The following is a 25335-nucleotide window of genomic DNA, read 5'->3' on the forward strand; positions in this document are numbered from 1 at the left end:
GTAATAAAATGAAGAAGGTCAAACAACTTTCATAACGATTGTTGTTTGACCTTTTTCTTTTAAAATTTTAGTTCAAAGCTTGTACATATTCTTTTAAACGTCTCATACCTTCTTTTAATGTTTCCATATCGTAAGCGTAAGAAATACGAACATGATTTTTACCATAGTCAGTAAACGATGAGCCAGGGACCATGGCGACATGTGCTTTTTCAAGCACATCAATACAAAATGCTTCATCATCATTACTAAACTTTTCAATATTAGGAAAAATATAAAAGGCGCCTTCTGGAATCGCTTTAAGTTGAAAACCCATCTCGGTTAAAGCACGAATTAAATAATCTCGGCGTTCAATATAGGCAGCATTCATCTTTTGAGGTGCTTTTATACCTTCTTTTAATGCAGCGATGGTAGCGATTTGAGCTGGAACATTAGCACAAATACAATTATAGGCATGCATAAATGTGAGTTTTTCAATTAAGTAACTAGGTCCAGACAGATAACCAATTCTTAATCCTGTAGCTGAATGGGATTTGCTTAAACCATTTATTAGTAATAATTGATCTTTAATAGCGTCATAACGCCCGAAAGAAATATGTGGGTGTCCAAATGTATTTTCTGCATAGATTTCATCACTAATAATAAAAATCGGTAAGGTTTTTAAAGTATCGACTAATGCTTCAACTTCATGTTGATTAAGAATCATACCAGTAGGATTAGACGGATAGTTAAGTAGTATGGCTCGTGTTTTAGATGTAATGTGATGCTGGATGAGTTGAGGTGTTACTTTAAATTCTGTTTTCGTAGTATCCATATAAATTGGGACACCGCCTAGCGTTTCAATAAGCGGGATATAACCAGCGTAAACTGGACCAGGGACTAATATCTCATCGCCAGGGTTAATGATACAACGAAGGGCAGTGTCAAGCGCTTCAGAGGCTCCATTTGTGATAATGATTTGTTCAGCTGTATAGTCTACATCAAATTGAGATTGATAATAATCAGAAACTGCCTGACGTGTTTCTAATAGCCCTTTGTTATGAGAGTAAGTCGTTTGATTTTGATCAATCGCATTTTTATAAGCATCCTTAACCATCGTTGGTGTATGAAAGTCAGGTTGACCGATTGTTAAATTAATCACATCATTCATTTGAGCAATTCGATTTGAAAACTGACGTATGCGAGGTGCTTTTAAATGACGTGATTGTTGATTGAGCTCAAGTTTCATAAATAAACATCCCCTTCATTCATGGTTAAACATAAGCTTATCATACTTTAAAAAGAAGTAAATAAAAGTCTCACTTGTGATTTAGAATCAACAAGTGAGACAGTCATGCCTCTAAAAATCATTAAGAGTTGTATGGTTTGAATTTGGATGGTCGCTGTAAGTTAACAAATGGGTTAGTCCATTTTGCGATAAAATCACTGGACCATATTAAAACGACAATGGCCGCTAAAATGAAATTGTAAACAAGACTAAGTACAGTATAATCCATAAATGCATAAAGTTGATTACCACGTACGAGACCAATCACTATACCGTGTAATAGATAGACATACATCGTACGTGTACCAATATACGTAAACCAATGATGATTTTCAGGTACAAGGTTTAAATAGGCCATCATTGTTACGAGTATCACAACATACATAAATAATCGTTTGAGTGGACTTAATACCATATCGATACCTTCAATATTAGAATATGGCGAACTAGCAAGTAGCCATGAGGAATCGATTGGATGTATGTAGTAACATACAAAGGCGACCGCTAATATTAACAGTGATAATGGTACGAACTTTTTAATACGTATTGTTTTGCTAAATGTACCATTTAATAAATAGCCAATGTAAAAGATAGGGAAGAACACAAGCGTTCTAGACCAACTTAAATATCCATCGACATTTGAAGAAAAGCCAGCCATTAGTGCAACAATAATAATAATTGGTAATACAATGGACGGTTTAAATGGACGTAACATTACAATAAATACGTTAAAAAAGAATAAAGATAGTAAAAACCATAATGCAAAGACAGGATTGAATGGATCTAAGTCTAATGAGCTGTTTTTACCAGTAATGAAGTAATAGATTGAGAAAAAAGCAAAAAAGATAAGATATGGACCTAATAACTTTCGTCCTACTTTTTCAATATAACCTGCACGGCCTACATTATGTGAAAAATAACCAGAAATCAGTATAAATGCTGGCATATGAAAACTATAAATTAATAAGTATAGCGCATTAATAAATTGACTAGTTTCGACATATGGTCTAATAAGGTGACCAAAAACAACGAGAAATATTAATCCAGCTCTTGCATTATCAAAAAATGCATCTCTTTTTGTCGTCTGCATCCTTATAACTCCTTTTATGTAGTTAGAATAAATGTAGTATAAAAAGCAGGCAAAATGCAACGAAAAACATACTCAAAAAGAGAGAAAAACGGGTGAATCATTGTGTGTAAAACAGGTGGTATACTGTTAGTAATTTTATGTAATATAAAGAAACAGAGCTTACATTAAGCAAGCTCTGTTCTTCAATTTTTATATTTTATATTGGTCAATATCGAAATATTTACCACTTTCACCGATTGCATCGTAGAAACCTTTTAAGCGTGTTGCATTGTGACTTGCCCAGTTGATATCAGTCGCATATTGATGTGTTGCTGGGTGTGATGGATTCCATCTCATGCGATAGAGTGTATTTTGACCTAAATCAATATATCTATCTCTAATGAATTGGGCACCACCAATAATGGCTTTACTTACTGAATCCCAACCATATTGTTCTGCAGTTTTAAAGCCATTAAGTACCGCATCTTGATCAATTGCTCCAATACCAAACATATTATAAAACTTCTTAGAATCATCATCTGTAACGATATTATCATTGTCATCTACATAACCACCATTAGATAACTGAGATGTACCATTACCTGTTTCTAAAAGGGCATGTGAAATAAGATAAATTTCGTTGATATTATTTTCAGCAGAAGCCGTTTGGAATGCTTCGCCTTGTCCAGCTAAAATACCTTGATTATCTAAAAGTTTATTTAATTGATCCGCACTTAAACCTTGAGATTGGTCTAATTTTAAAAATTGATATTTTTGTGTTGGATCATTTTCAATTTGTGTTGTATCCATAGCATTGCGTGTTTCTTCACGTGTTGCATCTTCCCAAGTACCTGCTGTGTGTTGCACTTGAGGTTTTGGATTTAAATCATATTGTTTATCTAATGACTCCTCTAATGTGAAAGGAGAAGTGTAGTAATGGACAATTGATTGACGTAAATCACTAGCTTTTAACCAAGCATAAAAACCATCATCAAAATGACCATAATACCAAGTGATACCATCTGTAATTAATGTTTTTTCAATTGTAAATGGTTGTTCATAGTAATTAGCTAATGAACCTAAGATCTTACCGTTTGGTTTATCATAATAAGAACCATCTTTATTTGTAACGAAATAATCTTGGTCTTTTAACGTGTCAGCATCTTCTGATGTTGTGGCTGTTTTTAATGTAGTTGAATCGTCAAGTTTAATTGTTTCGTCATTTGCCTTAGTATCATTAGGTGATAAATCTTTGTTATTAATCCAACCAGTTTTTTGATTTACATTACCAAATAAGTAAGTCATATCGCCAACTTTAACTTGTTTAGTTGCATTAAATGTTGGGTCTGAAAGGTCTTGTAAATCATCAATGCGTTGTTGAGATGTACCCCATGGAATAGCGTATAAACCACCATTATCAGTATTAACGATATAAGATTGGTTGACAGCTTCTTCTTTACCAAGAGAATTAATATCTACTTCATCTGCGTTAAACCAACCGATAGGGCTCTTCGCATCATTTAATAAGACAAAGTTTTGGTTATTTAAAGAAGCTTCTTTTGAAATTTTATAAGTTTTATCACTATATTTAGCTGCATTTTTACCTTCTTTATCGTAAACGCTTGTTCTTGCACCTGTTGTAGTTGGCAGTACTTGACCAATTTCAGATACAGGTTGCGTTACTAATGTTGAAGCAGATGGTTCTGATAATTTACTTTGGTTAACCCAACCAGATAAATCATTTGCTTTACCATAGATGTATGTTGCGTTACCAACTTTGCGTTGTTGAGATGCTTTAAAGATTTGAGCACCACTACCTGATACTTTGCCTGCTTTTTGTTGTGATGTGCCCCATGGTACTTTGTATAGTGTCGTACCACCTGGGATCGTGTATGTTTTATCAATTTGTGTTGCAGGTGTGCTTGTACGATAATCAACATCTGAATTTTTAACCCAACCAATGTTTTTACCAGTTAAATAATCAGATACAAGGTAAAATTCTTGGTCACCTAATTTAGCTTTTTTAGATGTACTTAATGTTTGATCAGTTAAATTTGTTGTCTTACTTGTTTTGTCATAAACAGATGCGTACAGACCATCATTTGTAGAATTAATACGTCCTACACCTGTATCGTTTGTCACTTTAAGTTGACTTGTTGTAGGGCTTGTTGTAGTACTTGTTGAAGTTGATGGGGAAGTAGTCGTACTACCACCGCCACCGCCGCCTCCAGCAGTGTTTGATGTACTACCAGCAGTATTTGAAGTGCTGCTTGTACCATTAGCAGGGGAAGCATAGCCCATTTTAACTTGATATTTTTCATTAATTAAGTCATAAAGTTCATTATAAGAATAACCATGTTGGTTTAAATAACCATGAGGGTCAGCATGGTCTGTACCACCTAACCATTGAGATACAGCATTGTGTGTCCAAACTGTACCACGGCCATCGTTTTCAGCACTATCAGGCTCTAAACCGTAATACTGTAAATTTGTCGCAGCATAGTCAGCCATGTTATTCATTTGACGTGCAAATGAGTCATAGTCATGCTCATGTACTAATTCAATATGAATAAAACGATCATTTGCTATTGGACCTGCACCCCAAGCAAGGTAGTCAGTAGGTTGAGTTTCAATAATACGGTTGCCATCAATAAATCCATGAACAAAAGCACTTTGGTAGTTGTTTTTCATGAAATTGATTTCGCCATCGATATTAGAACTATCATTAGCAGTATCATGTACAATGATACCTTCTGGATTACCTACGCCATTACGATAACCATATTTAGGGAAATAGCTTGTAAAATCTTCTTCGTAAGTTGGGACTGAATAGTCTTGATTACGAATATAATCGTTAATAGATGAATTAACTTGTGGTTGATATGCTGGTAATTCTTCATCAGCAGTCATTGAATAAGGCGTTGGTGCTACAGCTGAACGGAATGTAGACGTATTAGCAGACATATCTATTGAATCTGCAGTTTCTGTCTCCTCTTCTCGAGTTGTAGCTTGAGCCTCTTCTGTATTTACTGAGCCTGTCGTACGTGCATTCTCTTCATCAGTTTTTGGTAAGGTCATGTTAGCTGGTTGCATTTGTTCTGTACTATTTTGCTCAGTTGTTTGTTGTACTGATGGTGCATCTACAGTTTCATTTGAATTTGTAGTATTTTCGTTAACATCATTTGTTGTAAGAGAAGACTCTTGATTTGTTGTTTCACTATCGTGAGTTGTGTTCACATAGTCATTATTAACTGAATCCCCAGCATTTGTATTTTGTGAGTCAGTTTCTTCTACATTTTCAGCTGAATAAGTAGCATCGAATGATTGAGTGCTGTTGTTAGCTTCCTCTACAGTTGAGTTTGTCTCATTATTTTGAGTTTCAGTTGTCTCATTTGCACTATAGAAAGCATCAGAAATTGTTGTATCTTGAGCTTCATTCGAATGAGTACTTTCAGTTTCAGTTGTAGTTTGAGTCTCATCTTCATTTGTTGTATTAGACGTTGTATCGTTATTTTCTGCTAATGGCGTTTCAGGAGTATTATATTCTTCTTCTGAGACTTGAGCATCGTTATGTGAATCAATTTCATTTGATGGAATTGCTGAGTTATCCGTTTCACTTTCATTGTTTGAATATGTAGCTTCAGTTTCATTGACATTAAAGTCTTGTGTATTCTCTTGAGTGTTTGTTTCGTCGAAGTTAGTTTCAGAATCTTGTGCTTGTGTCTCATCAGTATTTGTAGGCATTTGTGTTTCTTCAACATTGACTGATGAAGGATCAGTGTAGCGTTGTGTATATACAATACCTTGTTGAGAAGAAGACATTTCATCTTTAGCTGATTCAGCTTGTTGTAAAGATACTTCGTCATTTAAAACATTTTGTGGTGTTTCTTCGCTCGTATTTTGTGTTTCCGCAGCATCTGCGTGGTGTGCTGAAATACCAGCTCCAGCAATTGTTAAAGCGATAATAGAAGACGTTTTATAACCAATTTTTTTCACCATTTCATTACTCCTTTAATTCAAGTTATAAAGTTGATTAATAATATTATAATCGTTGTGGAATCAAATTTGTGTTTTTTAATTAGATTGTAATTTAACTTTAATAATCGTTCGCCGTTTAATCCCAAAAGATAGTATCAATATACACTTTAAAGGTTGTCATTGCACTTGTGAAACGATGTTAAAATAATATTTTTCAAAGTTGTAACATCTTTGAAAAGTATTTTTGAATACATTCTTAAAGTAAAAGTTCAAATTTAAGCAATTAACATGTAAGTAAATTACTTGAAACCGGATTATATTAATGATTGAAATGTTTTCATTCTATTCTAAGATAGATTTATACATATGATAATGAGGGATACCGGCATCCATGAAGCGATCACCATAAGTTTGATAACCTAATTTTTCGTAAAACGGAATTGCCTGAACTTGAGCACCTAGTTTGAAGCAACGATACCCTTTTGAAAGTGCATCTTTTTCTAAAGCTTCCATTAAATGATGACCTACGTGCTGGCCACGTACTGACCGAACCACAGCGACCCGTTCTACTTTAACACAACCATCTACTTCGCGATAACGAGCTGTCGCAATAGGGGTATGGTTGTTATAGGCTACGATATATTGACACGTTTGCTCATATTGATCTATTTCTAAGTCTTTTGGTACCCCTTGTTCTTCGATAAAAACCTCTTTTCGAATTGTTAGTGCATCATGATATAACTTTGTATCGTTTCCAGCTTTAAACATTATATTCACTCCCCAAATTGATATGATTAAAAAGAGTGAATGAATATGTTAGTGATTCAACACATTCACTCACTCTAAAAAATGATTATAGTATTGCGCATCATTTTAAAACCAGTTGATGCTTCCTGGGCGATTTTGCTCTTAAAGAAATGTTCGCCTGCTCACTTTCGTTCGCATGCATAACGGACACTATCTCACTTGCTCACTTTCGTTCACATGCATAACGGACACTCTCTCACTTATGTTCGAAGTGTTCGTAAGCACCCGCACTTTGTTTTAATCCGGCTCCAGAAAGCAGAAATTTCAACAGAACTACGCAAGGCGCAAAGATTAAAGAACAATCTTCGCTTCTTGCTTGATTCTGCTCAATTTCTAAACGCTTTCTTCCGCACTTTGTTTTAATCCGGCTCCGTGCTGCAAAACTCTCAACAAAATGAGACGCCTCACTAAAACCAAAAACCGGTTTGAGTTCGACGCTCGATTTTGCTCGAGTTTTGACCGCAGCACTCCGCACTTTGTTTTAATTAGCGTTTTGTCTGATGATGGCGGTGTATTGCCAGAATATTTTCATTTGGACGAGGTTCCAGTTGTTCATACCCATTGCGTAGCCTGATGGTGTGAAGATGTTTACGTTTGTGACTTCAAGGGCGGCTGCGACGAGATATTGAATAGGTACGCTAAGCTTTTGCATTTCTGGTGTTAGTCCATTTTTATCATAAACCCATGAGAAGGGAAGTGGTGATTTGAAGACGTCTATTGCGTCAAATATTTCAGGTAAGGCTACAATGTAACATGCTCCATTTAATACTGGATTTGACATGCTATCGTTGTAATAAAGGAGTAATGCTTCATAATTTTCACGATGTTGATGATTTACATAAAATAATTCGCTACGAAAATGTGCAAAATCTTTACTATGAATGATTTGTTGTTCAAGCATCGTAAACATCCCATTGATACGTTTAAGCTTATCTTGAAGAGGTGCCATGGTTTTCATCTCCTTTATAGTTTAATAAAAGGCAGCATCGTTATTAGCAGGTTGATTCGCATTCGGCTGATTGTTAACGCCAGGTTGTTGATTATCTTGTGGTACTTGATCACCTTGAGATGCTGGGTCTTGTCCGTCATTAAAGTTATCTTGTTGATTGTCCTGAGTTGTTTCATTATAACCTGTGTCTTCATTATTTTCTTCATCATTATTAGATTGTATGTTGTTATCTAGTAACGTTTCAGGTATTTCATAGAGTGGTGGGATTTCACCGAACATGTTAACAACACGTTGGTCTAATAATTCATCAGAATTGTCAATTTCTGGTAAATCTAAATCTCGACGTAATACATTAGATGTTTTTAAAATATCTTCTATATCAGGGTTAATATAATAAATTCCATCTAATAGCTCATTATCTCCAGCTAATTGTTGTGACTCGATTTCCACATCATTAGCTAAATATGTCAATGCCAAACCTTGAATTTCTTTAAAAGATAAATTGTGCTTAGCATTATCTCCTACAATTTCAATAATATCATCAATTTTATTTAGGGAATCTGTCTTTTGAGCTTTTTGGAATAATGCTTTAAGAATATCCATTTGTCGTTGGCCACGTGCTAAATCTGAATCTTGTTTTCGTGTTCTAGCAAGCGCTAAAACTTCGTCTCCATTCAGTTGTTGTTTCCCTTTTTTAAGAATGATTCTTCCTTTATCCATTGTATTCGGTTCGTTTAAATCATAAGGTACATTGTATTCGATGCCACCTAATTCATTAACGGCATCAGCAAATGCTTCCATATTAATACGCACATAGTAGTCAACAGGGACATTAAGTGTTGCTTCAACACTTTCCATAGAGGCATTTGGGCCGCCATGAACGTGAGCGTGTGTGATTTTATCATAATAGCCCACTTCTGGAATAAAGCTTAATGTGTCCCTAGGAATACTAAGTAAACGAATCTTTTTCTTATCAGGATTTAAAGTTGATAATATCATTGCGTCGGTACGAGAGTTTTCAATACTTTGTCCATTTTCTCGTCGTGATTCACTATCATCAATTCCTAAAAATAAAATAGATACTGGATCTTTGGAAGCATTAACTTTTGCTTCTCTTAAGGACGAATTACGTTGCTCAGAATTTGAAAACGATTGATTAAAGGCAGATTTTGACGAATTAAATAAAATATATACATAAATTGCAGGAACAATGATGAGCGTTAGTGAAAGTAAATAGAGTAAAAATTTAAATGCCTTATTCATTATCATTTGCTCCTAAATGTATTTTTTTACATATGATTATCTATTGTAAGCAAATAAAAGCATGATTTCAATCAATTGACTAAATAAGTATGGATACGCAAATGTGTTTGTGCGAAAAGTTTAGTGTATAATAAAGTATGACAAACGATATATTGATCAACATAAAGGTATGATTGAACTTATCAAAAAAGAAGGTGTAAAAATGGAAAAGGAATGGCAAGCCTATTTAGAAGAGAGTTTAGTGAAGCCATTTTATGAAGAACAAACAGAAGCTGAACGTAAAGCAGCATTTGAAGAAGTATTGGAGTTTGGCACAGCAGGTATTCGTAGTACGTTTGGGTTAGGGCCGGGGCGTCTGAATAAATTTACGGTACGAAAAGTGGCGTTAGGTTTAGCACGTTATTTAAAATCAGAAATCAATGAGCCTACTGTTGTCATTCACTATGACACACGATTTTTATCAGAAGCGTTTGCAAATGAGATTGCTTTAGTCTTAGCCACTAATGGTGTACATGCGATTTTATCAGATGGTTACAAATCCACACCTGAATTATCATTTGCAGTGCGCTATTTAAAGGCAGACGCTGGTGTGATGATTACAGCAAGTCACAACCCAAGTCATTACAATGGTATTAAAGTCTATGGTTCGGATGGTGGGCAGTTACTACCAGAGCCGTCAGAAGTATTAAGTAGCTATATTAATCAAATTGACAATCCATTAACGATTCAAGTAGATGACATACATGATTTGACATCGCATCATTTGATTGAAGTGTTAGATGAATCGGTGACAAAAGCGTATAAAGAGGGCATTTATGCATTAGTAGGTCCTATAGAGGATACAGGTGAAAAGGTTGTCTTAACAAGTTTGCATGGTACAAGCTTACCTTTAGGTGCTACGCTCTTAGAAGATTTAGGATTTACAAATTATGTTATCGAAATAGAACAATCTACCCCAGATGGTCGTTTTCCTACTGTAAAAAGTGCAAATCCAGAAGAAGAAGCGGCTTTTGATTACAGTAAACGCTTAGCTGAACAAGAAAATGCATCATTAATGATTGCCACAGATCCTGATGCCGATCGGTTTGGCTTTGTTGAACGTTATGAGGACAATACAACACGTTATTTCACTGGTAATGAAATAGGTTTAATTTTAATGAAGTTAAGATATCAAGAGCTTTTAGAAGTAGCAGATCAAAGTTACATGGTGAAATCTATCGTTACCGGTGCCCTAGGTGAAGCATTAGCACAAAACTTAGATATCGAAGTAGTAAACGTTTTAACTGGATTTAAATATATTTCAGAACAACTTAAAGAACGTGAATCAAGTAATGCACAGCTTGTTTTAGCATATGAAGAGAGTCATGGCTATTTAGTTAAAGATTTATCTCGAGATAAGGATGCTATTCAATTTATCCCATTACTTGTGCAGTATAAGCAACGTTTAAGTCAAAACGGACTGACATTTAAAGATGTGTTGGATGATATTTATCAACAAGTGGGTCATTATCAAGATAAAACGTTATCACCGACATTTGAAGGAAAAGCAGGCCGCGATCATATTAATCACATTATGAGCTATTTCAGAAATGAAGTAAATGACACGCTATTAGGGCTTGAGATTAAGACGAAAGAAGATTATTTAAATCAAAAAGTAGTGGATATAAGTGAAGGTGCTTCTCGTCCGTTAGATTTACCTAAAGCGGATGTATTGAGATTTACCTTTGATGAAGGATTTATCGCATTACGACCTTCTGGTACCGAACCTAAAATAAAAGTTTACTTTTCGTTAAATGTAGACGACTTTGATGCACTTATCACATCTTTTGATAAACAGTATTTAAATATATAGATTGTTGCGAACTAGATGATTTTGGTCTATTATAAATTTAGGAAGACTTTGCCTATATGAATACATCGTTTTATCGCTTCAATTATATAAGAGGTTGAGATGGATTCTTACACTTGTTTACTAAGCAAAATTTAGAATGACTCAACCTCTTTTTTTATGAAATGATATTTGGAAGGCACATCGCAAATATTAATGTTTTGTAAAGAGTGTTAAGTCAATGTCATTTTGAGTTAAAAATAGCGTAAATATGGGCTTAAAAGGCGATTTTTGATTGAAATTTATATAGATTTACTTAAAACTTAATGTAGGCTTAACAATTAAATTACAAAGGTCTTCTAATATTTAGAATTTTAATTAAGAAAGATACTATAATTAAGTAAAGGGTGTAATTAAAGTGAAATTAACAACGGTAGGTTTAGGTTATATTGGGTTACCAACATCAATTATGTTTGCAAAGCACGGCGTTGAAGTACGTGGTGTAGATGTTAACGAAAAAGCGGTAGAACGTTTAAATAACGGCCAAATACATATCGAAGAACCAGGCCTTCAAGAAATGTACGAAGAAGTGTTAAAAACAGGTAACTTCACAGCAGCGTTGGAACCTGCAGAAGCAGACGCTTTTATTATTTCAGTACCAACTCCAAACAATGACGATGAATATGAGTCATGCGATATTTCAATCGTCATGTCAGCTGTTAAAAACATTATCCCTTATTTAAAGAAAGGTAATACAGTGATTGTAGAGTCAACAATCGCACCTCGCACTATGGATGATCATGTTAAACCATATATTGAATCTCAAGGGTTTACAGTAGGTGAAGACATCTATTTAGTGCATTGCCCTGAGCGTGTATTACCAGGTAAAATTTTAGAAGAATTAATTTATAATAATCGAATCATCGGTGGTGTGACACCAGCTTGTATCGAAGCGGGTAAACGTGTATATAGCACTTTTGTGAAAGGTGAAATGATTGAAACTAATGCACGTACAGCTGAAATGAGTAAGTTAATGGAGAACACATATCGTGATCTTAATATTGCGCTTGCTAATGAAATTGCTAAAATTAGCAATAATCTTAACATTAATGTATTGGATGTTATTGATATGGCGAATAAACATCCACGTGTAAATATTCATTTACCTGGACCAGGTGTAGGTGGACACTGTTTAGCAGTAGACCCTTACTTTATCATTGCAAAAGATCCAGAGCATTCTCCATTGATTCAAATAGGTCGTCGCGTTAACCGTTCAATGCCTGAATATGTTGTAGAGAAAACTAAAAACATCCTTAAAGATTTAAATGCACATAAAGTAACCGTATTTGGGTTAACATATAAAGGGGACGTAGATGACATTCGTGAATCGCCTGCATTTGATATTTATGAATTATTACGTCAAGAAAACCAATTAGAAGTGGTAGCTTACGATCCTCATGTGGAACTTGACTTTGTGGAGAAAGATATCAATAAAGCAGTCGATGGATCATCTCTTGTGTTAGTATTAAGTGATCATTCAGAATTTAAAACATTAACAGATGATGATTTCAAAACAATGCAAAATCCAATCATTTTTGATACTAAAAATGTCGTTCCTAACCACTTCGAAAATGTAAAATATTATAATTATGGTAACCTTTATGAATTTGATAATGAGTAAGAAATTTATTTAGATAGTAGGTTATAATGTGAGAGCTTTAATTACTGTTTTTAAAGAACAAGCGACTAATTGGCAAACAATTTTACAACTTGCTGTATATAACATGAAAAGTCAGTATTCCAATCATTATTTAGGTGTTTTCTGGAATATACTTCAACCAATGATGCAGGTAGGTGTATACTACCTGATCTTTGGTTTAGGTCTAAGAGGAGGCGGAGATCGACTTGTTGAAGGCGTCCCATTTATTGTTCATTTAATATCTGGTTTATTTCCTTGGTTGTTTATTTCACAAAGTATTAACCAAGGCGCTAATGCTATCCAGTCTAATTTAGGTCTCGTAACTAAAATGAAATTCCCGTCTTCTGTCCTGTTGTCGATTTCGTTTACGAATACATTATTTAATTTACTTTTTATGACGAGCATATTGTTCATTGTTTCATTAGTGAATGGATACGTACCTATATGGAAATACTTTTTATTTATTTATTTTGTTATTGCAGCATTTCCAGCTATATTTGGCATTTCACTATTAATGAGTTCCTTAGTGATTGTAATTAGAGATACCAAAAATTTACTACAAAATATATTACGTTTAGGTTTCTTTATGACACCTATTTTTTGGGATCTTCAATCAGTGCAACCGGTATTACTAAAAATTGCGAGCTTAAACCCATTCACTTATTTAGTAGAAATATATCGAAGTGTATTTGTACACCATTCGCCTGTGTTATATGGTACTGTATCAGATCACATTTATTATTGGGCATTTACTTTATTCGTTTTAGTGTTAGGTGCCTTGGTTCATCAAAGATTTAAAAATCGATTATTAGATTTCTTATAGAAAAGAGGATTTTATGAAAGGAAGCATTTTATTAATCAGTCAAAATTTTTATCCTGAATTAGGTTCAGCTGCTAACCGTATGAAAAAAATGTTTGAGCAATTAGATAAAGTTGGACTTCATCCTTTTATAGTTACAACTGAGCCCTCCTATCCGAATAAAGAACTATTTAAGTCAAAACAATATTATAACGATCCTTATCTAAATAAACTAGAAAATCATAGAATCCATCGTATTAAAATGAGATTTAATAAGCAACACCCGAACTTAGTATATCGCTTATTATATTATATTGAACTAATGATTAAACTAAGGTTTTATCTAAAGCAAACAAATCACTTTAAAAATATTATAGTAACCAGTCCGAATATATTCTTAGCATGGGCAACGCTATTTTTTAAAAATAATAAGAAAGCTAAGTACTTTTTAGAGATAAGAGATTTATGGCCAGATAGTTTTTTAGAACTAACTAAAAATAAATTTAAACTTTTATCTCCTTGGCTAAAATGGCTTGAAAAGCATATGTATAAACAAGCAGATGAAATTATCATTAACAATCCATTCTTTGGTTTACATATTAATAAATTGTTAAAAGAAGACAAAAACTTTATTTATTTGCCAAACGCATTTTCAAAAGAAGAAAGTATCTCTGCTGAAAAATTAGATGAATTTTCAGTAATATATACTGGGAATATAGGTTATGCCCAAAATGTTGAGCAATTAATAGAGATTGCACGAATGCTAAATGAAAAAGAAGTGCACTTTACTGCTATTGTTTATGGTGTCCATGCTGATTTATTTCGACAAGTTGTTAGAAATGAACAATTAAAATATGTACATCTTATTCCACCAATGGATAGGCATCATTGTCTATCTTACATTGCTAAACATCATGTATCTTTATCTATTTTAAAAACAACGCATACATTTATGAATGTAATGCCAGGTAAGGTAGTAGATAGTATATGTTGTAATACCCCTATAGTTTCTAATTTAGGTGGTATTACAGGAGATCTGATTAATGACAATAAGGTTGGATACTCAAAAGAAAATGCCACTACAGAAGAGATTGTTCAGTTTATTTTGAAGTTGAAAAACAATCCTAATGACCTTCAAGAGTTAATTGATAACGCTCAAGTAATGAGAGACAAAAACTTTATTTGGGAAGAAAATATTAAAAAATTAACTAAAGTATTAAGAGGTAATTCATGATATGGACTATCAATTATTTTTAAATACGACTAATTTCGAATGTATGTTTGTAACTTTCGAACGAGATAAGTTGGCACTATATGAAGATAAAGAATTAACAGTCGCACATATCTTACGAAAAAATGAACATTTAATCTTTGAAGTACAATTTGAATATGATGAAGGTGAAAAATTAGCTTTAAGCTATGCTGATCAAATAGTCTATACTGATAAGCAAAGCGTTATTCCAATGTTATTTTCTGAGTACGATTTAAAGAAACAAGTCAATTCATTATACTATTGCATAGATGGGCAATGGTTTAAGTTTGATGGTAGGTTAAACGTTTCTACTGAGACACACGTTAGTAATCCATTTGAATTACTGGCAAATCATTTGAAAATATTAAACGAATTGCAACGTGATAAACATTTTCTGTCGATGAAGAAGTTGATAGGAGATAACATTAATCAGCGAAAAAAATTAGAACAGGTAATTCAAGAAAAAGAAACAATATTAACACGCTATCTTAAATTAAGACAGTCAAAACTAGGCAAAATTCAAGTGAAGGTATGGGAGTCACGCTAATGAATTTAAAACGTTTAAAATATATTTTATCTAAAAATATTAAACCTTTTCAGATGACAACTGCGAATATCAAAGTAAATAAGGATGAAGTAGAAAGTTTACAAAGTATTGCAGAAAATATTGATAACAATCCTGGAGAAGCAAGTTTTCAAATTAATCAACTATCCTTTTTATCAGAATATGTAGATTATATTAAAACATTTCATAAGGTAGGGAAGGGTGATTTATCTAACAAGTATCAGCAAAATATTCCAACAGCTAAAATCAATAAAGATTTATTATTAGATTATCATGTGGGTATTATTGCTGATACTTTTTTATATGATGCGTTAGAAGGAGCTTGTAATCTTCAGTATATCAATGAAAATGGTCAAGATGGGTTATATGACTTTGTCATCATTGCTTCAACATGGCGAGGAATTGATGGTTATTGGCAAGGTATCACAAATACGAATGGTCAGAAGTTTGAAGAATTAAAACAATTTGTGCACACTTTGCAAAAGAAAAACATCCCCATTGTATTTTTTAACAAAGAAGATCCGGTTAACTTTGAAATATTTAAAGAACATGCAAAATTAATTAGAAATGTTATTACAACTGAAGTTAGTTATGTAGAAAAATATAAAAATGAATTAAAACTATCCAATGTAAGTTGTTTACAATTTCCTATTAATCCAAGGATACATAATCCTATAGGTATTAAGGAAAACTTGCATCATCTACCTATAGCATTTGCAGGCTCATGGATTGAGAAATACGATGAACGTAATAAAGATGCTGAACAAATATTTGATGGCGTGATTGAAAGTTCAAATGACCTCACTATATTTGATAGGAATTTGTGGTTAAATCAATCAAAATACCAATTTCCTGCAAAATATTTAGAATATATCGCAGCGCCATTAGAACATAAAGATACGATGATGATGCATAAAACGCATCCATTTGCTATCAATCTGAATACAATTAAATACTCAAATAGTATGTGTGCAAATCGAGCATTTGAGTTACAAGCAATGGGTAACTTGTTATTGTCGAATTACAATACATTTATAAATATGTATTTTCCCCAAATACAAATTATTTTTGATTCAAATGACGTAGCGCAAACAGTTCAATTGGACGATCTTCTACTTCAAAGAGCGCGTGCATTAGGTATTCAAGAAATGATGTTAGATCACAATCATTTTAAGTGGCTACAAGCGGTGGCTGAATTTTTAAATATTAAAACGCCAGCGTCTTATCACCCTGATGTTACGATCATTGTTGAGGAGAATGATTTAAAAGTATTAAAACAAATCAAAAAGCAAACATATCAAAGGGTTAAAATAGTTCATAATCAAGAGCATGTTAGCACACCGTACTTTACCTATATGTCTAATGATTATCATTATGATGGATATTATTTGGAAAATTTAATTTCAGCAACTGTTTATGCAGATGTTGATTTTATCACTATTAACCATGAAACACATCAATTTGTCACAGATTATAACTCTAAATACACGACGCTATTCAAAAGAGGTATAAAAGCGTATCAGGAAGGTTATTCCCTTGATAAGACGTATATTATTAATCCAATAAATAAAAGTGAGCATGACAAGAAAAAATTGAGTGTTATCATTCCAGTTTATAATAACGGCAAACATTTAGAACATAAATGTTTAAGATCTATTATTCGAAATAAAGATTTTGAGTCTTTTGAGATCATTTTAGTTAATGATGGTTCAACTGACCAAGAGACATTGAATATTTTAGAGTTTTTTAGTGATAGGTATGAAAATATTCGATTGATTCATCTCGAACAACCATCAGGCAGTGCATCAGTACCAAGAAATGTTGGTGTAAAACATGCTAAGTGTGAATATATTACATTCCTTGATCCAGATAATGAATGGATTGGCCATGGCATCAACGAATTATTGGAAACCATAAAAGCGGATAACTCGATTGATATGGTAGTAGGCAATATGTTGAAAGTTGATAATGAGAAAACACAAATTCATAATTATTATCATTATTTTACAACGATAGCTCAAGCTAACACGACACAACATACTAAGCAATTGCTGATTGATACGAAATTAAAAACCGCCAGCATTCAAGCTTTAATCGTAAAAAAATCGTTAATCACACAACATCATATTGAGATGGTACCCGGTGCTTTGGGACAAGATTCTCTCTATTTTTTACAACTCATGAATCATGCAACATGTGTAAAAGTGGTTGATACTACTGTTCATGTTTATTACGCAGCTGTAACAAATTCAATGACTAATACGATTTCGGAAAGTTTCTTTGAAAAATATTTATTAATTGAAAAAGCACGTCTTCAATTTCTTAAACAACATCATTTGTTATCAGTCTACATGCAACATCGTTTTAACTACTATATGAAAAATTGGTATATTTCTCGATTAAAGAGAGATAACTATAGAAATAAAGCTGCAATAAAAAGGTTTTTAGAAATCTATCAATTATATAAAAATATTGATAGACCTAAAGATGAAAGTTTGAAAAAAGAAATTCAAAAATTAAAAAGTGAGGTGTAATAATGGACTATTTGCTTATAACGAATGCCTATCCAAATCAAAATAAAATTTACGCGAATGCATTTATCCATAGACGTGTTAAAGAATATATAGCACGAGGGTTAAATATAACAATAGTCGTTTTTACAACTAAAATTAAAAGAGATGAAATGTATGATGGTGTTAAAATTATGTATATGGATGAAGCTCAGTTATATAATCATCTCTTACACTTTCAATATGATAAATTACTGTTCCACTTTATTAACCATAAAATGTTTAAGGCTGTCGAAAGATTAGATAGAAAACCAAATATTGTAGTTTGGCTACATGGATTTGAAGCGGAAAATTGGTACACACGTTATTATAATTATCTATCTTCAGCTAAGGCGTTAAAAGAACAACTAAGAAAAAAAGATGAGCATTATCCTTATCAAAAAGCATTTTTAAAAAACTTAATGGAACGTACTGATATGAAAGTTCAATTTGTCTATGTGTCTAAAGGGTTAAAAGAGTATTATGTGGATCCATATGTTGGTGTTGAACCAAGAGAGTATTACATTATTCCTAATATTATAGATGAAAACCTTTTCCCTTATAGACAAAAAACGAAAGAGGATAGATTTCATATTCTATCGATTCGACCGTTTACAGCTAAAAACTACGCAAACGATCTTACCGTACGTGTGATACAAGAACTTTCAAAGAAAAGATATTTTAAAAATTTAACGTTTTCAATTTATGGTGATGGTCCACTATTTGAAAAAATCACGGAGCCAATTAAAAAGTTAAAAAACGTCTACTTGCATAAAATGTTTGTACCACAACATGAAATTTCAGACATCCATGCAAAACACGGAATATATTTAGGGCCAAGTCGACATGATTCACAAGGTGTTTCATTAAATGAAGCGATGAGTTCAGGTCTTGTACCAATATCAAATGCAATCGGTGGTATTCCAGATTTCATTACGCACGGTGTTACAGGTTATTTAGCGGAACGAAATAATGTAGAACAAATGGTGACTTATATTGATTATTTGATTAAACACCCAGATGAATTTTTAGAAATGAGCAGAAAAGCAGCAACATCAATTCAGGAAATTACAGGAAAAGACATCGTTATAAACAAAGAGATTGAGGTGATTACTGATGGGAAATATTGATTATAAAAAAGCATATGAGTACCTTGAAGCACAATTAGAAGATATTATGGTTGAAACTGCAGAACTATTAGATAATAATCCACCGACGTTAAAAATAGATGATATTTTAACAGAACAAAATAGTGAAGGTGTGATAGATGTTATTGTTTGTAGTTCAGGCCAGCAAATGACATATGCGCTATATGTTTATCAAAAAGGACATGCAATCGCTCAAGAAAAGTTAATGTATCAGTATTCTAATGTTTTTAGATTGAATTTAGAGCCAGGAAAATATCGTGTCAAAGCATTTGTTAAGCAAAACAATGAACAAAAGGTAGCTATGGATAAAAATATCAAAGTCTATTAATAAGGGAGATAAATTAAACGATGAACGAATATATAATCTCGAGAAATTTATCTAAAAGTCAAACTACATTATACATTATCTACAAAAATAATGTATTAAAGAACGACGTACAATTTAAAAATTTGGATATCAATACAAAAGACATCGCACAAGTACATTTTATTTTTGAAAGTCAAATTTCACAAGGACTAGTAGAAGAAGTAACGCATATTCTAAATGAATTAGAGAATGAGACGATTATCAAAGTGACGTTCAAATTGATTCAAAATAATGACGAACGACTTTATAGTATCTTAAATACGATGAGTCAGAATAGAATCATGAATATTTATTATTTTGATAAAGGTTATTTGATTACGGAATTTTTAGGATACAGCCAAAAACAATTAAATAAAAATAGAAATGCTTACTTAATCGATATGATCAAAAAAGAAATGTCACGTCAAAAAGAAGTACCAGTATATAGCGAACAAAAATTGAAACAGGAGCTTTTATTAGTAAAGCAAGATTATGAAGAGCTATATGCCACATATCATCGTACACATAAACGGATGCAATTTGCATTTCGAGAATTACACAAGTTTAAAAGAAGTGCATGGAAATATAAAAAGAAATATATCGAGAATCAGCATTTAATTGATAGCATTGAAAAAATATCATCATATAAAAAAAGAGTAAACAAACGTAATTTACGAAAACTAGTGAAGTTGATTGTAAAGAAGGTGAAAAAATGAATGAGAATCAGATTGAATTGACACCAGAACAAATTGAAGCAATGCAACAACCTGAATATAAGAAAACGCATCCTTTTATTGAAGAGTTAATGAATACTAACTATACATTTCAACCACAAGATTTATTAAAAGGAGTTACTTATGTTCTATTTATTAAAAAGTTAGAACTAAATAAAATAGAACAATTACTTGAAAAGTACGATCAACTTATTCTTATTTTTAATGACATTAAAATGCTATATCAATTTATGGATAGTGATTTAAAAAATAAAGACCATGTATTTTATTATTTCGATGACCGAGATTTTAACGAATCATTCGAGTTTGTCATTAAGCAAATTCGTTACACGCATTGTGTAATAACGTTATATCATGAAGAATTACTATTAGCATATGATATAGACAAAGAAGCATTGTCACCTAGTGTCGTGTATCATTATTCTAATAATACAGTATATCCATCATTTTTAATTAAAAATTTAAACATCCATCATCGAGTGAATCAATTTATTAAAGTTTATATAGATGAGATAAGCAATCATAGTATTGGTATCTCTCATATGAAAATAGGAGAGACTGAAAGTGATAAAAGGTATCACATTCAATCAATAGAGGATTTAACAGACGCTTTAGAAACTATTAACGCCACATATATTGAAACAGTATCATCAAATACGACAATTCAATATAAATATGAGGTTAACCGTTTAATTAAAGCTATTAAAGACTATATTAATCAACTTAGCAGTTCACAAAAAGTAGAAGTCAAAGAATATATTATCAATAATACCAATCAGTTTAACTATCATTTACTTAACGATGGTGATGCAGAGACATTAGTGATTGCTTACTGCTTCCCTCCATATATTGATACGAGTGGAAACGTAATGGCTAAAAGAGTGAGAGATAAGAATGAAGTAGTGGATATTATTTCTAATAATATGTCGAGAATAAGAAAAAAAGACACTAAACTTAATGCATTGGCTGAACATTTAGTAGATACGCATTACCTTTTAGAAGCTAAACAAGCTTTTTCTAGTTGGGAAAGTATTAGTGGATTTGTAGAACAAGGACTTGAAGTGCTTGAGAATAATCCAAAACACTATAAAAATTTATATTCTAGAGCAATGTTTCCACAATCTCACTTTTTAGCTTTTGACATTAAACAAGCACATCCTAATATATATTGGAGAGCTGAATTTTCGGATCCATTACATTCAACAGTGACGAGTGATTTACGTTATGCACCCATTACCGATGAAGAATATATCAATAAGGTAACAGGGCAATTAGATGATCACTTATCTTCACTTGTTGATGACAACGTATTTAACGTTTGTGAGCTATTAGCACTTTCTCATGCAGATGAACTGATATTCACCAATGAACATCAACTCGAATATATGATAGCGCGATTTGATGAGGGAATTAAACAATCTATTAGAGATAGAGCAGTAATTTCTAGACATCCGATTCCTTTAAAAACGGATTATAAAAAAGTGATTTCAAATTATCAAGTTTCACCAGATTATATTAACTTAGGTTATTTTGGGAATTTTTATGCGACACGAGGATTTAATGAAATTGAATTATTGTGTAAGTATTTAGAGTCTAGCGGTGAAACACAATTTAGAATACACTGTTTTACAAATATTAATAGTCATGTAAAACGTTTATATCAAAATAGTGATTTTAAAGAATATATTATTTTGCGTCCACTTGTAGGATATTTTGAATTTTTAAATATTACCACTTTATTTGATGGTTTATTATTGTTTGATGCTCATACAATAGGTATTAAACCGCTTAACCCATATGTTCCATCAAAACTAAGTGATTATAAGGGTAGTGGTAAAATGGTATGGGCCTTTACAGAACCAGGAAGCATAATGGATCAGGATGATAGCATATTAAAAACCCACATGACAGATTTCAATAATTATAGTAAAGGATTTAATGAAATTAAAAAATCAGTTTCTCGCCTTAGCTTTTGATTTTTAGATTGGAAGTGTAATGATGACATATAAAGTTAAAGTAGAAAATGTATCAAAAATATATGATTTAAATAATAGCAAGTTTAACAAAATCATTTCACTGTTATCTTTTGGATATTTTTATAAACCCAAACCATATTATGCATTACATGATGTTTCTTTTGAAGTTGAAGAAGGTGTTTCAGTAGGGTTAATAGGATTAAATGGGTCTGGTAAATCCACATTATCCAATATCTTAGCAGAAGTACTGATGCCTTCTAAAGGAACAGTGGATATTAAAGGAAAATCCTCTTTAATAGCGATATCTGCAGGTTTAAAAAATGATTTTACAGGTGAAGAAAATATTCGATATAAGTGTTTAATGCATGGGATGTCTTCAAAAGAAATTAATGAAGTGTACCAAGATATTGTTGCTTTTTCGGAACTTGACGAATTCATCAAACAACCAATTAAAAGTTATTCAAGTGGGATGAAGGCACGTTTAGGGTTTTCAATTGCGATTCATACTAATCCTGATGTTTTAATAGTAGATGAAGCTTTATCAGTAGGTGATGAAACATTTGCTAATAAATGTATTGCTAAAATGAAAGAACTACAACAAGAAGGGAAAACGATATTTTTCGTTTCCCATTCTGCAGCACAAATCAAAAATATGTGTGATAAAGCGATTTGGATTCATTATGGAGAAATGATCGAATATGGAGAAGTAAATCACGTTGTGAAAAGATATAATACACTTATCAGAGGGTTTAAAGCGAGAGATAAAAAAGGTCAATTAGCGTACAAAAAGAAAATGTTGAGATTACAACAAGAACGTAGCGACACTATTGAAAGTTCAGATATAGATAAAGTACATTGGACTTCTTTTATTCCATTATTTGGATCATTTATTATATTTTTTGTGAGTATATTATGGCAATTAGGGATTTTTTAAACTCACACACAGGAGGTTTTTCACCTAATGAAAAAGGTAGGTATGTTTGTTTGGAATCACTTTACGAATGATGCGCGTGTTAATCGAGAATGTACTGCTTTAGCAGAAGCGGGGTATGATGTTGATTTAATTGCAATTAATGATCCTAAAAATCCTGCCATTAAAGCATATGAAAAAATTCAAGAACGTTTTCGTGTCCATCGCGTGAAACGTTACCCTTGGTTGTTACAAGCGTATTCAGATCATGGAAAGCGATTTTTACTTGTTATTGGTGGCGTTGCGTTATCGGTTGCGGTTGGTTTGTTTTATGTTCATTTTATGATTATGAGTAGTTACCTTCTTTTCTTAATTGGAGGTGCGGCAGCGATCAAAGTACGAAAAGTGCGCAAAATGGTTATTAATAGTGCGATTATTGCCAGAATGATTGTTAAAGGGTATCTAATTAATCCTGATATTTATCATTCCAATGACTTAAATACGTTGCCTCAAGGTATCATTTGTTCGAAATTACGTCTTAAACCAAGACCCCTTGTTTATGATAGTCATGAAGTGCAATCTGATCGTACGGGATACGATCCTAAAAAGATCAAACGTATTGAGAAGTTTTTATTAAAGTTTGTAGATGAAATGATGGTTGAAAATCATACTCGAGCGAAACATAATGAAGAGATTTATGGTTTTTATCCAAAAACATTATATAATTATTCAGAGTTATATGATATCAATAAGCGCGACAAGATTAATTTACATGCGCAATTAGGAATCGATAAAGATGAGAAGATTTTACTCTACCAAGGTGGTTTACAACAGGGGAGAGGTCTTGAGAAATTAATCGAAGCGATGCCTTACATCAAAGAGGGTGTGTTAGTATTTATTGGAGCAGGTAAGTTAACTGAATCATTAAAGGCACAGGCTAAAGCTTCACCAGAACATCATCGTATTTTCTTTCTAGATAAAGTGCCTTTCCAACAATTACCAAGTGTTACAAGAGAGGCTTATTTGGGCTTTCAAGTATTACAAAATATCTGTTTCAACCACTATTCAGCAAGTTCAAATAAATTATTTGAATATATTATGGCGCATGTGCCAGTTGTAGCAAGTAACTTTCCAGAAATTGAGCGTGTCGTCAATGAAAATGAAGTAGGGATTGCAATCGATCCTCATGACGCTATGAATATAGCAGAGGCAGTTAATCGTTTATTAACTGATAAAGCATTATATGCACAATGCCGACAAAATACAGAACAAGCTAAACAGATTTATAATTGGCAAAATGAAAAAAGTAAATTACTCGATGTTTATAATCAACTCGAGTATGATGCGCATTTTATTGGAAAAATGTATACACAATTAAGATGAGTTCTACAACCTTCGAATGATTTTTAAAATTTAACGTATAAATACTAGATATTTTTATGTAAATCGGGTATTAATATATTGTAAAGTTTTTGTAAATTTTGGAGGTATAAAATATGAAATTTAAAATCTTTGGATTAATGCTAGCAGCAGGTATCGCATTAGCAGCTTGTGGTAATGACGACGATGCGCAAAATAACAATAATTCAAATGATAATAATCAAACAGAACAGTCAACATCTTCAAATAACACTACAGATGATGATGTAAATGATGATGCAGATGATCAAAATGATAATGACGGAGACGATCAAGACGATCAAAATGCTGATTCTTCACAACAAAATTCAAATCAAGCTACTACTAATACAGATGATGTTAAAACAAAACCAGAGCAAGCCGTTAACACTGCTTTAAAATCATTTGATGGTGAAGTAACTAGTATTGAATATAAACAAGAAAATGGTCAATGGTTATATGAAATTAACTTAATTAATGGTAATGAAGAACGTGAAATCAAAGTTTCAGATTCTGACAATAAAGTCATTAATACTGAAAAAGATATTGATGACGATAATAACCAAGAACAAACATTAAACTATAATGATGCCATTCCATTTGAAGAAGCTGTTCAAAAAGCACAAGATGAAACTTCTGGTGACTTAAAACAATGGACACTAGATTATGATGACGGTCAATTTGTTTATGAAATTGAACTATTAGATCAAAACATGGAAAAAGAAGTACAACTTGATGCACAATCTGGTGACGTTAATACTGTAGATCAATAAGCCAAGCGTTAATTTAAAACGTGTAATA

General features: G+C 32.4%; 19 protein-coding genes. 13 read left to right on the forward strand and 6 right to left on the reverse strand.

Annotation, left to right across the window (positions count from 1 at the left end):
* Positions 1-67: 67 nt before the first annotated feature.
* From ACEE93_RS02510 to ACEE93_RS02535, 6 genes are all read right to left on the reverse strand, one after another.
* Entirely contained in the window at positions 68-1225 is a 1158-nt protein-coding gene (locus ACEE93_RS02510) for an aminotransferase class I/II-fold pyridoxal phosphate-dependent enzyme (RefSeq protein WP_449154773.1), read from the reverse strand.
* 121 nt (positions 1226-1346) lie between these two features.
* Positions 1347-2354 (reverse strand): acyltransferase family protein, encoded by a 1008-nt coding sequence (locus ACEE93_RS02515; RefSeq protein ID WP_449154774.1) that lies wholly within the window; start codon positions 2352-2354, stop codon positions 1347-1349.
* 189 nt (positions 2355-2543) lie between these two features.
* On the reverse strand, positions 2544-6332 hold the full coding sequence (locus tag ACEE93_RS02520) for a glucosaminidase domain-containing protein (protein WP_449156371.1): 3789 nt from the start codon (positions 6330-6332) through the stop codon (positions 2544-2546).
* A 321-nt stretch (positions 6333-6653) separates the two neighbouring features.
* Positions 6654-7079 (reverse strand): GNAT family N-acetyltransferase, encoded by a 426-nt coding sequence (locus ACEE93_RS02525; RefSeq protein WP_449154776.1) that lies wholly within the window; start codon positions 7077-7079, stop codon positions 6654-6656.
* A 520-nt stretch (positions 7080-7599) separates the two neighbouring features.
* Positions 7600-8067 (reverse strand): DUF2538 family protein, encoded by a 468-nt coding sequence (locus ACEE93_RS02530; RefSeq protein WP_449154777.1) that lies wholly within the window; start codon positions 8065-8067, stop codon positions 7600-7602.
* A gap of 21 nt (positions 8068-8088) precedes the next feature.
* A complete protein-coding gene (locus ACEE93_RS02535) occupies positions 8089-9330 on the reverse strand; it encodes an LCP family protein (RefSeq protein ID WP_449154778.1) in 1242 nt (413 codons plus the stop codon).
* Between the two features lie 202 nt (positions 9331-9532).
* On the opposite strand from ACEE93_RS02535, the gene ACEE93_RS02540 reads away from it, so the two are divergent.
* The 13 genes from ACEE93_RS02540 (at position 9533) to ACEE93_RS02600 (ending at position 25307) form a co-directional block, all read left to right on the forward strand.
* Positions 9533-11182: a phospho-sugar mutase gene (locus ACEE93_RS02540; RefSeq protein WP_449154779.1), complete on the forward strand. Its 1650-nt coding sequence runs from the start codon at positions 9533-9535 to the stop codon at positions 11180-11182.
* 394 nt (positions 11183-11576) lie between these two features.
* The gene (locus ACEE93_RS02545; RefSeq protein ID WP_449154780.1) at positions 11577-12839 is read left to right on the forward strand and encodes a nucleotide sugar dehydrogenase; all 1263 of its coding nucleotides are present in this window, start codon (positions 11577-11579) and stop codon (positions 12837-12839) included.
* Positions 12840-12867: 28 nt separating this feature from the next.
* Positions 12868-13680, forward strand: coding sequence for an ABC transporter permease (locus tag ACEE93_RS02550; RefSeq protein ID WP_449154781.1), 813 nt, complete (start codon positions 12868-12870; stop codon positions 13678-13680).
* 13 nt (positions 13681-13693) lie between these two features.
* Positions 13694-14890, forward strand: a complete 1197-nt coding sequence (locus ACEE93_RS02555; RefSeq protein WP_449154782.1) for a glycosyltransferase family 4 protein — start codon at positions 13694-13696, stop codon at positions 14888-14890.
* Between the two features lies 1 nt (position 14891).
* Positions 14892-15455, forward strand: coding sequence for a hypothetical protein (locus ACEE93_RS02560; RefSeq protein WP_449154783.1), 564 nt, complete (start codon positions 14892-14894; stop codon positions 15453-15455).
* Complete coding sequence (locus ACEE93_RS02565; protein WP_449154784.1) at positions 15455-18007, forward strand: glycosyltransferase; 2553 nt, start codon at positions 15455-15457, stop codon at positions 18005-18007. The genes ACEE93_RS02560 and ACEE93_RS02565 overlap by 1 nt, the downstream gene beginning before the upstream one ends.
* Before the next feature lie 2 nt (positions 18008-18009).
* Complete coding sequence (locus tag ACEE93_RS02570; protein ID WP_449154785.1) at positions 18010-19152, forward strand: glycosyltransferase family 4 protein; 1143 nt, start codon at positions 18010-18012, stop codon at positions 19150-19152.
* Positions 19139-19498, forward strand: coding sequence for a hypothetical protein (locus ACEE93_RS02575; RefSeq protein WP_449154786.1), 360 nt, complete (start codon positions 19139-19141; stop codon positions 19496-19498). Before ACEE93_RS02570 ends, ACEE93_RS02575 begins: the two co-directional genes overlap by 14 nt.
* 20 nt (positions 19499-19518) lie before the next feature.
* Complete coding sequence (locus ACEE93_RS02580) at positions 19519-20232, forward strand: hypothetical protein (protein WP_449154787.1); 714 nt, start codon at positions 19519-19521, stop codon at positions 20230-20232.
* Positions 20229-22226: a hypothetical protein gene (locus ACEE93_RS02585; RefSeq protein WP_449154788.1), complete on the forward strand. Its 1998-nt coding sequence runs from the start codon at positions 20229-20231 to the stop codon at positions 22224-22226. The genes ACEE93_RS02580 and ACEE93_RS02585 overlap by 4 nt, the downstream gene beginning before the upstream one ends.
* Positions 22227-22248: 22 nt before the next feature.
* Entirely contained in the window at positions 22249-23160 is a 912-nt protein-coding gene (locus ACEE93_RS02590) for an ABC transporter ATP-binding protein (RefSeq protein ID WP_449154789.1), read from the forward strand.
* Positions 23161-23187: 27 nt separating this feature from the next.
* Positions 23188-24519 carry a glycosyltransferase gene (locus tag ACEE93_RS02595; protein WP_449154790.1) on the forward strand — a complete coding sequence of 444 codons (1332 nt, stop codon included), beginning with the start codon at positions 23188-23190 and terminating at the stop codon, positions 24517-24519.
* Between the two features lie 113 nt (positions 24520-24632).
* Positions 24633-25307 carry a PepSY domain-containing protein gene (locus ACEE93_RS02600; protein ID WP_449154791.1) on the forward strand — a complete coding sequence of 225 codons (675 nt, stop codon included), beginning with the start codon at positions 24633-24635 and terminating at the stop codon, positions 25305-25307.
* Positions 25308-25335: the final 28 nt, after the last annotated feature.

Source organism: Staphylococcus sp. 11262D007BW (assembly GCF_053547815.1).

Bases quoted from the DNA above. Each gene is read 5' to 3' on its own strand.
- ACEE93_RS02575 (WP_449154786.1), top strand. From the start codon at position 19,139: ATGGGAAATATTGATTATAAAAAAGCATATGAGTACCTTGAAGCACAA.
- ACEE93_RS02560 (WP_449154783.1), top strand. From the start codon at position 14,892: ATGGACTATCAATTATTTTTAAATACGACTAATTTCGAATGTATGTTT.
- ACEE93_RS02525 (WP_449154776.1), bottom strand. From the start codon at position 7,079: ATGTTTAAAGCTGGAAACGATACAAAGTTATATCATGATGCACTAACA.
- ACEE93_RS02515 (WP_449154774.1), bottom strand. From the start codon at position 2,354: ATGCAGACGACAAAAAGAGATGCATTTTTTGATAATGCAAGAGCTGGA.
- ACEE93_RS02555 (WP_449154782.1), top strand. From the start codon at position 13,694: ATGAAAGGAAGCATTTTATTAATCAGTCAAAATTTTTATCCTGAATTA.
- ACEE93_RS02530 (WP_449154777.1), bottom strand. From the start codon at position 8,067: ATGGCACCTCTTCAAGATAAGCTTAAACGTATCAATGGGATGTTTACG.
- ACEE93_RS02585 (WP_449154788.1), top strand. From the start codon at position 20,229: ATGAATGAGAATCAGATTGAATTGACACCAGAACAAATTGAAGCAATG.
- ACEE93_RS02590 (WP_449154789.1), top strand. From the start codon at position 22,249: ATGACATATAAAGTTAAAGTAGAAAATGTATCAAAAATATATGATTTA.
- ACEE93_RS02600 (WP_449154791.1), top strand. From the start codon at position 24,633: ATGAAATTTAAAATCTTTGGATTAATGCTAGCAGCAGGTATCGCATTA.
- ACEE93_RS02565 (WP_449154784.1), top strand. From the start codon at position 15,455: ATGAATTTAAAACGTTTAAAATATATTTTATCTAAAAATATTAAACCT.
- ACEE93_RS02535 (WP_449154778.1), bottom strand. From the start codon at position 9,330: ATGAATAAGGCATTTAAATTTTTACTCTATTTACTTTCACTAACGCTC.
- ACEE93_RS02540 (WP_449154779.1), top strand. From the start codon at position 9,533: ATGGAAAAGGAATGGCAAGCCTATTTAGAAGAGAGTTTAGTGAAGCCA.
- ACEE93_RS02510 (WP_449154773.1), bottom strand. From the start codon at position 1,225: ATGAAACTTGAGCTCAATCAACAATCACGTCATTTAAAAGCACCTCGC.
- ACEE93_RS02520 (WP_449156371.1), bottom strand. From the start codon at position 6,332: ATGGTGAAAAAAATTGGTTATAAAACGTCTTCTATTATCGCTTTAACA.
- ACEE93_RS02580 (WP_449154787.1), top strand. From the start codon at position 19,519: ATGAACGAATATATAATCTCGAGAAATTTATCTAAAAGTCAAACTACA.
- ACEE93_RS02570 (WP_449154785.1), top strand. From the start codon at position 18,010: ATGGACTATTTGCTTATAACGAATGCCTATCCAAATCAAAATAAAATT.
- ACEE93_RS02595 (WP_449154790.1), top strand. From the start codon at position 23,188: ATGAAAAAGGTAGGTATGTTTGTTTGGAATCACTTTACGAATGATGCG.